The 13,924-nt window shown below is 46.2% G+C and carries 12 protein-coding genes and 1 tRNA gene; 6 read left to right on the forward strand and 7 right to left on the reverse strand.

Annotated elements, in window-relative coordinates:
• Positions 1 to 28: 28 nt before the first annotated feature.
• From J0M30_11405 to nagB, 3 genes are all read left to right on the forward strand, one after another.
• Complete coding sequence (locus J0M30_11405; GenBank protein ID MBN8668101.1) at positions 29 to 739, forward strand: pirin family protein; 711 nt, start codon at positions 29 to 31, stop codon at positions 737 to 739.
• A gap of 65 nt (positions 740 to 804) precedes the next feature.
• A complete protein-coding gene (locus J0M30_11410; GenBank protein MBN8668102.1) occupies positions 805 to 1,683 on the forward strand; it encodes a pirin family protein in 879 nt (292 codons plus the stop codon).
• 33 nt (positions 1,684 to 1,716) lie between these two features.
• Positions 1,717 to 3,627: a glucosamine-6-phosphate deaminase gene (nagB, locus tag J0M30_11415; protein ID MBN8668103.1), complete on the forward strand. Its 1,911-nt coding sequence runs from the start codon at positions 1,717 to 1,719 to the stop codon at positions 3,625 to 3,627.
• A 309-nt stretch (positions 3,628 to 3,936) separates the two neighbouring features.
• Here the strand turns inward: nagB and J0M30_11420 are convergent, their stop codons facing one another.
• The 5 genes from J0M30_11420 to J0M30_11440 form a co-directional block, all read right to left on the reverse strand.
• The gene (locus J0M30_11420) at positions 3,937 to 4,563 is read right to left on the reverse strand and encodes a response regulator transcription factor (GenBank protein ID MBN8668104.1); all 627 of its coding nucleotides are present in this window, start codon (positions 4,561 to 4,563) and stop codon (positions 3,937 to 3,939) included.
• Entirely contained in the window at positions 4,563 to 8,429 is a 3,867-nt protein-coding gene (locus J0M30_11425; GenBank protein MBN8668105.1) for a PAS domain S-box protein, read from the reverse strand. Before J0M30_11425 ends, J0M30_11420 begins: the two co-directional genes overlap by 1 nt.
• A gap of 52 nt (positions 8,430 to 8,481) precedes the next feature.
• Positions 8,482 to 9,114 carry a response regulator transcription factor gene (locus J0M30_11430; GenBank protein ID MBN8668106.1) on the reverse strand — a complete coding sequence of 211 codons (633 nt, stop codon included), beginning with the start codon at positions 9,112 to 9,114 and terminating at the stop codon, positions 8,482 to 8,484.
• 113 nt (positions 9,115 to 9,227) lie between these two features.
• A complete protein-coding gene (locus J0M30_11435; protein ID MBN8668107.1) occupies positions 9,228 to 9,677 on the reverse strand; it encodes an SRPBCC family protein in 450 nt (149 codons plus the stop codon).
• A gap of 25 nt (positions 9,678 to 9,702) precedes the next feature.
• Positions 9,703 to 10,107 carry a glyoxalase/bleomycin resistance/extradiol dioxygenase family protein gene (locus J0M30_11440; GenBank protein MBN8668108.1) on the reverse strand — a complete coding sequence of 135 codons (405 nt, stop codon included), beginning with the start codon at positions 10,105 to 10,107 and terminating at the stop codon, positions 9,703 to 9,705.
• Positions 10,108 to 10,249: 142 nt separating this feature from the next.
• Between J0M30_11440 and J0M30_11445 the strand changes: the two genes are divergently transcribed.
• Positions 10,250 to 11,227 (forward strand): helix-turn-helix domain-containing protein, encoded by a 978-nt coding sequence (locus J0M30_11445; protein MBN8668109.1) that lies wholly within the window; start codon positions 10,250 to 10,252, stop codon positions 11,225 to 11,227.
• 58 nt (positions 11,228 to 11,285) lie between these two features.
• Here the strand turns inward: J0M30_11445 and J0M30_11450 are convergent.
• Positions 11,286 to 11,359 (reverse strand) — tRNA-Arg (locus J0M30_11450).
• Between the two features lie 71 nt (positions 11,360 to 11,430).
• Between J0M30_11450 and J0M30_11455 the strand changes: the two genes are divergently transcribed.
• Positions 11,431 to 11,904, forward strand: a complete 474-nt coding sequence (locus J0M30_11455) for a 23S rRNA (pseudouridine(1915)-N(3))-methyltransferase RlmH (GenBank protein ID MBN8668110.1) — start codon at positions 11,431 to 11,433, stop codon at positions 11,902 to 11,904.
• 30 nt (positions 11,905 to 11,934) lie between these two features.
• A complete protein-coding gene (locus J0M30_11460) occupies positions 11,935 to 12,549 on the forward strand; it encodes a rhomboid family intramembrane serine protease (GenBank protein MBN8668111.1) in 615 nt (204 codons plus the stop codon).
• A 20-nt stretch (positions 12,550 to 12,569) separates the two neighbouring features.
• Here J0M30_11460 and tilS read toward each other — a convergent pair whose 3' ends face one another.
• Positions 12,570 to 13,862: a tRNA lysidine(34) synthetase TilS gene (gene tilS / locus J0M30_11465; GenBank protein ID MBN8668112.1), complete on the reverse strand. Its 1,293-nt coding sequence runs from the start codon at positions 13,860 to 13,862 to the stop codon at positions 12,570 to 12,572.
• Positions 13,863 to 13,924: the final 62 nt, after the last annotated feature.

Here is a 13,924-nt window from a genome sequence, read left to right on the forward strand (position 1 = left end):
CGCGCAACATGAATTAAAATAATGAATGATGAATACACTACTTCACACCGCCGATTCGCGCGGTAAAGCCGACCACGGGTGGCTAAAGAGTTTTCATACGTTTAGCTTCTCTTCGTACTACAATGCAGAGCGTGTCCATTTTGGTGCTTTGCGGGTATTGAACGATGATACAGTAGCGCCAGGTATGGGTTTTGGCACCCATCCTCATGATAATATGGAAATCATTTCCATCCCACTTGCTGGTGACCTGGAACACCGGGACAGCATGGGAAACACAACCATTATCCGGGAAGGGGATGTACAGGTAATGAGTGCAGGTACGGGTATCCGGCACTCCGAAATGAATCATAACAAGGATAAGGAAGTACGTTTTCTCCAGATCTGGATCATTCCGGAAAAGAAAAATGTGGAACCCCGGTATGACCAACAGAATTTTAGCGGGGCCGATAAAACCAATCGATGGCTGACTGTAGTATCCCCGTTGGGTAAACCGGACGGAGGCGTACAGGTTCATCAGCAAACCTGGTTTAGTCTGTCAAAACTCGAAGCCGGTAAATCCCTGGAATATTCATTACACCGAAAAGGGAATGGCGTTTATCTTTTTATATTGGAAGGGACCGCTGAAGTAAATGGACAAGCATTGGCCCGACGGGATGGTCTGGCTATTACCAATACCGATCAGCTCTCTGTTTCCAGCGCCAGCGGTGCGGAGATCCTGCTGATGGAAATCCCGGTTTAATTCATTTTTTCACCCAGCGGGCGTCCTTAACTTAGCGACCCTTGCGGGAATCAAAACAAAACATCATGAAAAATAATAGATCCATCGAAGCCATCATTGCCCCTCCTCCACCCCATATGGTGGGCAATGGGTTCAGGGTGCATAATTTCTTTCCCAACAGCCGTTTTATTGATAAAAAACGGATGAGCCCCTTCTTTCTGCTGGACTATAATTCAAAAGTAGATTTTGCCGCTACGGACGAACCCCGGGGTGTAGGCGTTCATCCGCACCGGGGCTTTGAAACGGTGACCATTGCCTACCATGGGCGGATCGCGCATCATGACAGTGCGGGCAATAGCGGGGTAATTGGTGAGGGTGATGTACAATGGATGACCGCTGCATCCGGTTTACTCCATAAGGAATATCATGAGAAAACTTATAGTCAGACAGGTGGCCCTTTTCAAATGGTACAGCTTTGGGTGAACCTGCCGGCCAAAGACAAAAAGAGCCCGCCCAAATACCAGGAAGTGCTTCGTGAAAAAATGGGCAAACACCTTCTTGACGACAAGATCAGTGAGGTGGAAGTCATTGCAGGAAGTTATGGTGAGGTCAAAGGCCCGGCTTCAACCTTCACCCCAATGCACGTTTACAACCTGCGGTTAAAAAAAGGGGCCAAACTTCCCCTTTCCTTTCCAACAGAATACAATACCGGATTATTGGTAATTGAAGGGGCTGCCCAGGTGAATGGACAAGCCGCCGGCCCGGATCATTTTATTTTATTAAAAAATGATGGGGAATCCTTTGAAGTGGAAGCTACCGAAGACCTGGTGATGTTGGTCCTCTCCGGCCAACCCATTGATGAACCCATTGTAGCCTATGGCCCATTTTTGATGAATACATGGGATGAAGTAGAACAGGCCATAGAGGATGTTAATAAAGGTAAATTCGGCATATTGGAAGATTAATAATTATATTCGGGCACCAAATCACCGCGTGCTATGAGTATGGTTGATTCATTTGAAAAGATCCCGGTCCATATATTCCCCGATCTCAAGAAAGGCTCTCAATATGTGGCCAAACTGATCGCAGACCTGATCCGAAAGAAACAGGCAGAGGGAAAAAAATGCGTCCTTGGATTAGCTACCGGCTCCACTCCCAAAACCCTCTATGCCGAACTGGTACGGCTGCATAAAGAAGAAGGGTTGAGTTTCAAAAATGTTGTCAGTTTTAACCTGGATGAATATTATCCCATCGACAGGGATGCCATGCAGAGTTATTACAATTTCATGCATCGGTACCTCTTCAATCATGTGGATATAGATCCGGCGAATATTCATCTCCCAAATGGCGAGCTCCCCAAAGACGAGATCAAAAAACACTGTCTGGATTATGAACAAATGATCCAGGATGCCGGTGGTATCGATCTGCAGATTCTCGGTATCGGAAACAATGGACATATTGGCTTCAACGAACCAGGGTCAGGGCTTTATTCCAAGACCCGGATGGTGACACTCGATACATCCACCCGTCTGGCCAATGCCTATGAATTTGCCAATATCTCGGAAGTACCCCGGTTGGCCATCACGGTAGGTATCAGTACCATCCTGAAGGCCCGGCAGATCGTATTGATGGCCTGGGGGCCTGGTAAAGCACCTGTGATACAAAAGGCCTGCGAGGAAGATGATACCGAACAGGTGCCTGCTTCGCTGCTGCAAAACCATGATGATGTTCGGTTCGTGATCGATGAATCCGCATCCGGTGAGCTTACCCGGTTCAAATCGCCCTGGCTGACGGGAGAATGTGAATGGACACCGGCCATGATCAAGAAGGCGGTGATCAATATGGCCTTGAAACTAAAGAAACCCATTCTTTCCCTGACCAATAATGATTACAATGAGTACGGGCTGGGTGACCTGATCGTGGAGAAAGGGGATGCGTATGAAATAAATCTTCAGGTCTATTATATGCTCCGGGATTCCATTACTGGATGGCCTGGTGGTAAACCCAATGCTGTTATACCCTCACACCCGGAACGAAGCAATCCCTATCCAAAAAAAGTTGTGATCTTCTCCCCCCACCCGGATGATGACATCATCAGTATGGGAGGAACCTTCCAACGCTTACATGATCAGGGACATGAAGTTCATGTAGCTTATCAAACCTCTGGCAATATCGCCGTAACCGATGAATTTGTGACCCGGATGCTTGATTTTGCCGTAGGCTTTGAGGAACTCTCCGGTATTGATACCCAAAAATCAGCCGGGATACTCAACAATGCCCGAGACTTCATTCAATCCAAAAGAAAGAACCAGGTCGATACGCCGGAGGTTCGGTCCATTAAGGGACTGATTCGCCGCTGTGAAGCCAGAGCTACTTGTCGCTATGTTGGGCTAGGTGATCACCAGGTACATTTTCAGGATCTTCCTTTCTATGAAACAGGTACCATCGAAAAGAACCCGATGGGCGAAGAGGATATCCGGATCACCATTGAACTGCTGCGGCAGATAAAACCCCACCAGGTCTATTGTGCCGGTGATTTTGCCGATCCACATGGCACCCATATTGTTTGCTTTAATGTGGTATTGGAAGCCTTAAAAAGAATCAAAACTGGCGGCAAGGATCCCTGGATCAATGATTGCTGGCTTTGGTTGTACAAAGGAGCCTGGCAGGAATGGAACATTGAAGAAATTGAAATGGCCATTCCTATGAGCCCCGACCAGGTCATGAAAAAACGCTTTGGCATCTTCATACATCAATCGCAAAAAGATATGGTTCCCTTCCAGGGCAGCGATGACCGGGAGTTTTGGCAAAGGGCAGAAGAGCGAAACGCGGCAACGGCCAAACTCTATGCAGACCTGGGATTAACTCATTATGCGGCTATGGAGGCGTTTGTGAGGTGGCATTATTAGCGTTGGAGGACGGAGGACGGAGGAAGGATGACAGATGACGGATGTTGGATGTTGGATGTTGGGTGTTGGGTGTTAGATGACAGATGACGGATGACAGATGACGGATGTTGGATGTCGGATGTTGGATGATAGTGATTAAGATTTAAAGTTAATTATAAAAAGAGAGGGGCTTGAATTTCTTCAGGCCCCTCTTCCTATTTAATCTTAAATTATATATTTTAACCACTATCATCCAACATCCGTCATCTGTCATCCAACATCCAACATCCGTCATCTGTCATCCGTCATCCGTCATCTATCCTCCGTCCCCTAAATCAACGAATTCTCCAACGCATACCTTGTCAAATCAGCATTGGTCTTCATTCCCATTTTCTCCAATATACGCGATCGGTAGGTGCTGATGGTGGTGGCACTGAGGTTGAGTTGTTCAGCGATCTCGGAAACAGATTTTCCGGCAGCGATCATTTTAAAGACATCGAATTCCCGGTCGCTCAGAAATTCATGCATTTTTTTCTGTGAATCATATCCCAGCGCATTGGCCAGTTTTTCGGCGATAGAGGGCGTAATGAACTTCCGACCCAGGCGAATGGTTTGAAGTGCCCGGATCAGGTCATCATGCACGGTGTCTTTATTCAAATAACCCGAGGCCCCTGCTTTTAATACACGTAGTGCATATTGATCTTCTGAGTGCATGCTCATGATCAAAACAGGAAGATCTGGTTTTATTTGTTTGATTTGCTGAAGCGCTTCCAGGCCACTACGACCGGGCATAGTAATATCACAGATCACGACATCCCAATCTTTCTTGATGATGTACTCGATCAGCGTTTCCACATCGCCCGCTTCACCAAATTCGGCGGAGGGATATTCTTCAGAGATTAATTGCTTAATTCCCTTTCTGACGATGGCATGATCATCTGCGATAATAATTCGAATCATCCTTGTGTTTTGTGACTGGCATGAACCATACCGTGAACCGGTACTACAATGCGGATGCTGGTGCCCTTTCCCCTTGTGCTGGCAATTTCAAAACCTCCACCCAACATCTTTGCCCTTTCGCGCATGCCTAAGATACCCAATGTTTTTTTATTTTCAACAGTTGATGTCACAAAACCTTTTCCATTGTCCGATATAGTTAGTTCCATATTTCCTCTGTCATCGCGTAAAACTACGTTTACCTCAGAGGCCTGTGCATGCCGGGCGATATTGGTCAACGACTCCTGGTAGATACGGAAAAGCCCATTGGAAACCTTGGAGGGAAGTTTAATATCCTGCCAGTCGGAACGGAAATTGATCTGTATCCCTACCTTTTGCTGAAACTCCTGGCTATGCCATTCCAAAGCCGCCACCAGGCCCAGATCATCCAGCATGCTTGGCCGGAGTTCCGAAGATATCTTTCGAACGGTTTTGACCGTTGTATCGATCAGTTTTAAGAGATTCTGCAATTTTTCCCGTACAACTTCATCCTCTGCATTCAGGCGCTTATGCAACCAGGATACATCCATTTTCAATACGGTCAATTGTTGTCCCAATTCATCATGGATCTCCCGGGCTACATGCATCCGTTCTTCTTCACGTACATTCTGCAGGTGACCGGTTAGCTCCCTGAGTTGTTCAGACATCAACCGGTGTCGCTCCTCACTTTCCCGAAGTCTTTCTTCACTCACTTTTCGCTCGGTTACATCCGACATGGAACCCAGTATCTTGACCAATTGGCCTTCGCGATAATAGAAGAAGACCCGGTCGTTCACATATTTATACCCCCCATCGGCAAGCCTGAACTTGTATTCCCGCTCCCAATAGGACAGCTTCCGTTCGATCGCTGAATCAAAATCGCTGATGATCCCTTCCCGTTGGTCAGGATGTATCCGCTTCTCCCATTCCTTGAGATCAAGAGGGGGCAGTTCAGGATTATGCCCATAATACTGGTAGTGCTTAAGATTCCACCAGGTGGAATTGGTGATCATGTCCTGTTCCCACAAAGCATCGTTGGTAGCCACCGCAATCTGTTCATATCTCTCCTTGGCCAATAATATTTCCTGTTCGGCCTTCTTCCGCTCGGTGATATCCCGAACGAACCCGATGATATAGTTTCTGTCGCCGATCCGGATCAGACTGGTCTTGATCTCCACCGGGAATACAGATCCGTCTTTGCGACGGTGGATGGTCTCAAGCCTGACCGGCTGATTCGGTTTGAGAGATTTCCAGAAATTGGAAAGTTTATCCCAACTGGCAAAATCCGAATCCAACTCCGTAACACGCCGGTTATACAGTTCGGCAGCAGTATAGCCCAATTGCAGTGTAGCCACGGGATTGGAATCGACTATTCGTCCCTCTTCGGGTTCACAGAGATAAACGGCATCGGGTGCCTGTTCAATGATCGCTTTTAACCGGGCTTCACTCTCGGCCAGTTTCATGCTCGAATCCTTGATCTTCTCCTCTGCCTTGATCCGGTCCGTTATATCGGAGATCGTACCAATATACCCGGCCAGATCACCATTTTTATTGTTGAGAGGTACCACCTTCCCGGATATCCAGGCCAGTTCACCCCCCGGACGAACCACCCTGAATTCCTCAATGGATTCCGATTGTTTTCTGAACCAGTTATTGACCACTCTGTCCCGGTCGGCCGAATGCACCACCTTCTCCCAACCCAGGTTCATCAGGTCATCTGATGCCATCCCTGTTGTCTGAAGAAAAGATTCATTGACATAAATGGTTCGCCCTTCCACGTCACATTGAAAAATACCCACGGGGGCATTCACCGTTAGGGTACGAAAACGAAGTTCGCTATTGATGATTTCTTCCTCCGCCCTTTTGCGAATGGATATATCACGAATAAATCCGATCACGGTATTGAAAGAAGTCAGTTTGGCATTGATTTCGATATCCACCGTGCTCCCATTCTTTCGCACCAATTTTCTTTCAAATACCTGGCTGTGGTCGGTATGAAGATTTTGTGGAAAAGGTGAATGGGAAGCCGAATGTCCGTCGATCAATTGCCCGAAGGAGAAGTTCAGAAGAATATCTTCCGCATAACCGGTCAGGCCCACCATGCTTTTATTCACCTGAAGTATGCGTCCGTCCCGTTCGCAGATCACAATTCCATCCGATGCCTGTTCAATCAACGAACGATACCGCTCTTCGCTTCTTCGAATGGCCAGTTCGGAATTCTTTTTCTCGGTGATGTCACGGGCGATGGCCATGATATGCCCATCGGGTAAAATTTTGGAATGAAGTTCAGCGATAAAACCCGAACCATCCTTTCGCCTGATCCGTCGCTGGTCGGTGACGGAAGCACCACTACGGAGTTCTTCAAACCGCAAGGGCATTTGTTGCAGCTCTTCGGCAAAAAGAAAATCCGTTATGCGCAAGTTGGCTACTTCTTCTTTTAAATATCCCGTATAACGTAAAGCCGATTGATTGAACTCCAGCATTCGGCCACTCTGGTCATACACCACGATGGCATCGGATGCCTGTTCGATCAGGGTACGATATTTTAATTCACTTTGTCGAAGCGCCTCTGCAGCCAGTCGGCGATCGGAAATATCCCGGGTAATGATATTGGCCCCTGTGATCTTACCCGATTCATCATAAACCGGAGAATAATTTACCACCCGCCAATGTTGTTCCCCATTCATAACCACTTCCACTTCATATTCTATCCGTTCTCCGGCAAATACCCGGTCATAGTTCTTTTTAATCTCCATCGCACGTTCCTCCGGCAACACATCAATGATATAGGTACCTGAAGTGATATTAACGCCCCAGGACTTGAAAAGATTTTCATGGGCTGAGTCATTGATCAATCTGACCTTGTACGATTTGTCAATGACATAATAGTCATCCGCCATACTCGCCATGATCTGGTGCAGGTTCTCCCGATTGGAAACCAGCTCGGAAGTCCGGATGTCCACCAGTTCCTGTAATTCCATCGGTCGTTTGGTGACATAATAGGTGAGCAAACCGACAAAGATGGGCAGGAAAAAACCGAGCACCATCAAGGGAACCAACCCCGGGAAAAAAGATGATTCAATTGGAGCAACTGATAGTATCCACTCTCCTTCACTCACCTCCACCTTGGAGGTTACCGTTCCGGGTGCAGTGGCTCTCACAGGCAGGAAACATTCTTCCTTTCCCAGACTGTGATTCATTTTACAAAGTTGAAAATAAAATCCACTGGCGCCGGAAGAATCGATTCCGGCAGAGGCCAGTAATTTTTCAAAACTGATGACCGCCGCCGAAAAGCCCCAAAATTTCCCCCCATGGAAAATAGGGATGCGACCAACAACACCCACCCCACCCTGACGCAAATTCAGAGGGCCGGCGAAATACAAGCGCTTTTCAAGTTTGGCCCTTAAGGCCTCCTCTCTTCTCTCCGGGTCGGTCAATATATTATAGCCCAATACCGACTCATTTCCTTTTAATGGATAAACATAGGATATGACTCCATTGGGTACCAACTCCAGGGCGTCAATATGGGAATTTGTTTCGATCAATGAAGCCGCCACAGAATCAAAATTCTGTGGTTGACCATCCTTGTCTATAATAAAGGAAAGGGCCAGCGTAGCGGTAAACGTTTTTTCTAATACTTGTTCCAGTTGATTGGAAGCGAAGAAAAGGGCTTCTTCCGCCCGGTGACGGGCTTCTACTTTGAGTATCTGGTAACGAAGAAAAATGAGTGTGGAAGTCAGAAAAAGAACGAGCAAAAAGGCAATAACCCCGCTCCAGGCAGGTCTGTTAAAAAACCATCCGGTAATCTTCGGCGAAATGGCGGTATTCTTCATAGTGGTTTGGTCCATTGGACTGGGTACAAAGATTACCAAAAAAATGAATGCGATACTTCAAAGAAATTCAAAACCCATTATGGTTCATGAAATTGATCAGAACCGCTGAATTTTTCATATTCAATTTTTTGAGAATATTATACCGATGTACTTCAACAGTCTTGAGGGAGAGTCCCAGCTGAGAAGAGATTTCCTTGGAGGATAATCCGTTCTTAATGAATTTGACCACTTCCAGTTCGCGCTTGGAAAGCATGTTGATATCCGGTCCGTTGTCAGTTTCAAACTCCCGGTGGCTTAATACCTCTTTAATTTCCTCACAGATATAGGTTCGGCCATTGTAGACCTCCAGAATGGCATGTATGAATTCTTCCCGGGAAGAGTTCTTTGTTACATAGCCCTTTCCTCCCATTTTAAAGAGGCGTTTTGCATAAGCGGGCATCGAGTGCATGGATACACCGATGATCTTGGTCTCTGGCAGGTTGGCCAGGATCTTTTCTGCGGCATCAAAACCGGACATCGTGCCCATATTGATGTCCATTAAGATGATATCTGGTTTTACAACGAGGGCTTGGTCAACGGCCTCCTCCCCTGAAGAAGCAATGGCCACCACATCAAAATGCGGGTCCGAGGTCAGCATAAAGGACCACGCATCACGAACCAGTTTATGGTCGTCGGCTAAGAGGATGGAAATTTTTTCCATAGATTTCAGGTTTTACTCCTACAAAATTCCATCCTATTTCCTTAGCAAGATGTAGTGAGGGGGGGTAAATATTGTAGTAGTTTGGCTACAAGTATCTACTTAGTTCCTGCAAATCAGGCATCGGGTATAACCGGTTCAACCAGTTTTTTCAATTTCTCCAGTGATTCCTGCCAACCGAGATAACACATTTCGGCAGGTATCATTGCGGGAATCCCCTCCTGGGTTATATGAATCTCCGTACCACAACTTACTCCGGTAAACCGTACCGTGGTGATCATCTCACCCGGAAGATTGGGATCGTCAAATTTGTCACTGTACCGAAGTAATTCATTCATTTTGACCTCCAGGTATTCACCACCAAAGGAATGCCCATGTCCGGTGGAAAAGTTAACGAACGACATTTTGAAACTACCTCCTTGCTTGAATTCCATATGATGGACCTTACAGGTAAAGCCATATGGGGGTATCCAGGAGGCCATAGCGTCCGGATCGCTAAAGGCTTTGAATACTTTTTCCGGAGGTGCAGTAAATACGCGGTGAAGCGATACTGAATTTGTAGACATATCTCGTGGTTTTAATTTGAAAAAATCAGGCTGGCAGCTTACTCATATCGACATAAACGACACCCCATAAATGCCCATCGAGGTCATGAAAGCCCCTGTGCTGCATAAATCCATAATCTTCGAACGGATGGGGCTCTACACCACCGGCACTTATTGCGGCATCTACCATTTTATGCAGGTCATCCAGGGTTTCCAGGGATAATGTATTGATGACGCCTGCTGAGTTTTGTGAATCAATGATTTTTTTTGGTGTCAAAGTGGAAAACTTCTCATGGGTCAATAACATGACACTGATTTCTTCCGACAACACCATACATGCCGATGTATCATCAGAAAAGGTCGCGTTATTGGTGAACCCGATTCGTGTATAGAAATCCCTGGCCTTGCTCAGGTCTGTAACAGGTAGATTGATGAAAATTTTCTTTGCCATCGGAGTAAATTGATTGTATAGATAATTGCTGTTTACAGGTCAAAGATGGGAAGAAGGAACCAATTGCTTGACCTGTAAAAACGCCATCTTTGGGGGGCGATTATGACAAATAGCCTATCTTCGAGAATATAAAAGACTATGTATGCGTGTTAGTGTATTTGTTCCAGAATTTGGGGTGATCGAAGCGATCACACCACCCTACCGTTCCTTTCTGACAGCCAATGATTTTTTGGCCGCCAATGGGAAGAAACCCGTTTTTGAGGTGGAGTATGTGGGACTGAATCAATATGTCCCGGCCAATGATGGAGAATACATGGTAAAAACAAACAGGTTATTAAAAGAATTGGATGAAACAGATCTTTTGTTCATTCCGCCCACCTTTGGCGACACTACCAGGGGTTTGGAAGCCAACGCGGAAGCCATTCCACTGTTCAGGAACCTGTATGAGAAAGGGGCAAGTTTGGCCAGCCTTTGCATTGGCGCTTTTCTATTAGCTGAAACGGGGCTGTTAAATGGTAAGAAGTGCTCCACTCACTGGGCCTATATAAGTGAGTTCAGAGAACGATACCCCGATGTGGAAGTGGTCGATGGTGCTGTTATTACTGAGCATGATAATATTTTCAGCAGCGGAGGGGCCAATAGTTTATGGAACCTGGTTTTATACCTGATAGAGAAATATGCAGACCGGGAAACAGCCATCATGATCGCCAAATTCTTTGCCCTGGATATTGGTCGTGACAGCCAGACGCAGTTTGCCATTTTTAAAGGGCAACGCAATCATCCGGATACTGATATCCAAAAGGTACAGGAACATATCGAAACCAACTTTGAAGAAAAAATGACCATTGAGGATCTTGCCGCTGTCATTCATACCGGTCGTCGCACATTTGAAAGAAGATTTAAGCAAGCCACGAACAATACACCCATTGAATATATCCAGCGTGTAAGAATTGAAGCAGCCAAAAAATACTTTGAAGGCTCCCGAAAATCAGTCACCGAGGTCATGTTTGAAGTGGGCTATTCGGATACCAAGGCCTTTCGGGATATATTTAAAAAGATCACCGGACTAACACCAATCGAATACAGAAATAAGTTTGCCAAAGTGATATATGCGGTTTAGCCTTTTTAAACAAAAGCCCCCGCAAACTATTCATTTGCAGGGGCTTATTTTAGGTTAGTGACCCCGTCAGGATTCAAACCTGAAACCTTTTGATCCGTAGTCAAATGCTCTATTCAATTGAGCTACGGGGCCGTTTTGTGGGGTGCAAAAATAAGAGAAAGTCCATTAACTACCAAAGAAAGTCTCCCCCCTAACTTTGTTCCATGAAGATTCAACTCTGGGCCATTGGAAAAAACCATGAGGCCTATGTCAAGGCTGGTGTAGAGGACTTTACCAAACGCATTGGGAATTACTACCCCGTGGAATGGACCATTTTACCAGTACCTAAAAATGCAGGTATGATGAGCGAAATGGACCTGAAAAAGAAGGAAGCCGGGATGGTGCTCGACTGGCTGGATAAAGATGACTACCTCGTAGCCCTGGATGAACGCGGTAAACAAATGGGGTCCGAAGAACTGGCGGGTTTTATACAGGAATGTTCAAACAGGAGTACCCGAAAGCTGGTATTTCTGATCGGTGGAGCCTTTGGCCTGGATGAAACCATCCTGAAAAGGGCACAATACAAATGGAGCCTTTCAAAACTCACTTTCCCCCACCAGTTGGTACGTCTGTTGCTGGCAGAGCAACTCTATCGCGCATGCACGATCCAACGCGGTGAAAAATACCACCATAAATAAGATTTCCCCTACAGGACTTATCTTTGAAAGATGGAATTCAGCCTAACGATACTTATCATCGCCATCACTGCCGCCATCTCGATCTCCGCTTTTTCCCGGCCTCAGATCACCAATGACCTGATCTTCTACCCTGCTGCCATGAATGGTGGTAAACAATTACACCGTTTTATTACACATGGATTGATCCATGCTGACTTCATGCACCTGTTCTTTAACATGTTCACGCTTTATTTCTTTGGGCGGTTGATTGAATCGGTGTTTACGCTTTGGACAGGCTCCGGACTTGTCTTTTTACTCTTCTATTTTTCAGCTATCCTGGTGGCCTCCCTGCCAGATTATTTCAAGTACAAAGACCAATATCATTATCGTTCCCTGGGTGCATCAGGTGGGGTAAGCGCTGTATTGTTTTCCTTCATCTTATTGGCTCCCTGGGAAACATTGTATATATGGTTCATTCCCATGCCATCCATCGCGTTTGCCGTACTGTATGTGGGCTATTCGGTATATATGAATAAACGAGGAGGAGATAATATCAATCACGGAGCCCATCTTTGGGGTGCGTTGTATGGAGTGGTTTTTACCATCATCGTGAAACCTCAAATTCTTTCCTCTTTTTTCAAACAACTCACAAACCCACCCTTCTAATTCCGTGTTTCGAAACCGGCTTAAAAGCGGCTGTCTTTTCTGAATCCGACCACCCAGATTATTTTCTTTTCGGATTCAAGCACCCACACTTTTTCTTTCCCGGTCTTTGATAGTTTAAGATCGATGAGAAATCGCGCTACCTTTTTCTTTTTACCCCCCATACCCTCCGGGTAAAAATAATCCCCGGTCTTCCAGGTGCGCAATACCAGCGGAAAAGATATTTTTTTTCTCTCCACAAGAATATCGTGCTTCTCGCCCGTTTGGGCTGTAAAAAAAATAGAACACTCCTCATCACTTTTTCCTTTCAATTCCAATTTCCCCTGAGGAAAATTATAAATCCCGGTGCCTTCCACCAGGATGGTTTGCGCCTGTTCGCCAGCCAGGGGCGCTAAAACCAGCCATTGCCGGTGCTGGATCAACCGATGTGAGGAAGAGGCTACATACTTTCCGGGTTCCGCATCCAATAAATGCAGGAGATCGGGTAATTGCGCGGAATGAAATCCGAAATCCCGCACAATTTCCCACAACAACAACCTTCGGGGTTCTGACTTCTTTAGAAGTTGAACCGGGATATGTACCTCATTCCCCTTTAGATGGACCAGTCGTTTTAACTGTTTATCCAATGCCTTTTTGTAGAGCATTTCCGCCTCCCGCATATGATGGATCGTATCCAGTATGTTTTCCTCGGTGGCTGGGAACTTTTTTTGAATTGATGGTATCAACTCTTTCCTGAAATAATTTCGGGTAAATTCCAGTTCCTGATTTGATGAATCCTCCACAAAATTCAGACCTTCCCTGGTAGCCCATTCTTCAATCCCGGCCCTCCGGATCAAGAGCATTGGCCGTACATGCCGGCCCTTCTGTGGCAACATTCCCCTCAATCCCCTGATCCCCGTGCCCCGGAAAAAATGCATCAACACGGTTTCAATATTATCATCGGCATGATGCGCGGTAAGTAAGCGGTCATATCCATGCTCGGTTATCAATTGATCAAACCAGGCGTACCGGAGATGACGGGCCGTTTCTTCAATGGAGGTTCCGGCTTTCCGGGCCTCTGGGGCTGTATCAAAACGGGTAAGATGAAGGGGTATATTCTTTTTTGCAGCAAGCTCTTTCACAAAAGCTTCATCGCGTTCACTCTCCTCTCCACGTAACTGAAAATTGCAATGTGCCAAAGCCATAGTATATCCAAGGCGATGACAGAGCTCGGTCAATACCACGGAATCCACTCCACCGCTGATGGCGATCAATAGCCGATCAGTTGTTTTGAACAACTTCTCTTCCTCAATATGCTTTTTGAATTCTTCTACCATGTATTCGTTGTGCCCTTCGTGTCTTCTTTGTGTTCTTTGTGACCTTTACGTCAGTCTTGCGT

The organism is Chitinophagales bacterium (assembly GCA_017303415.1).
In the GTDB taxonomy this organism is placed as follows: domain Bacteria; phylum Bacteroidota; class Bacteroidia; order Chitinophagales; family Chitinophagaceae; genus SpSt-398.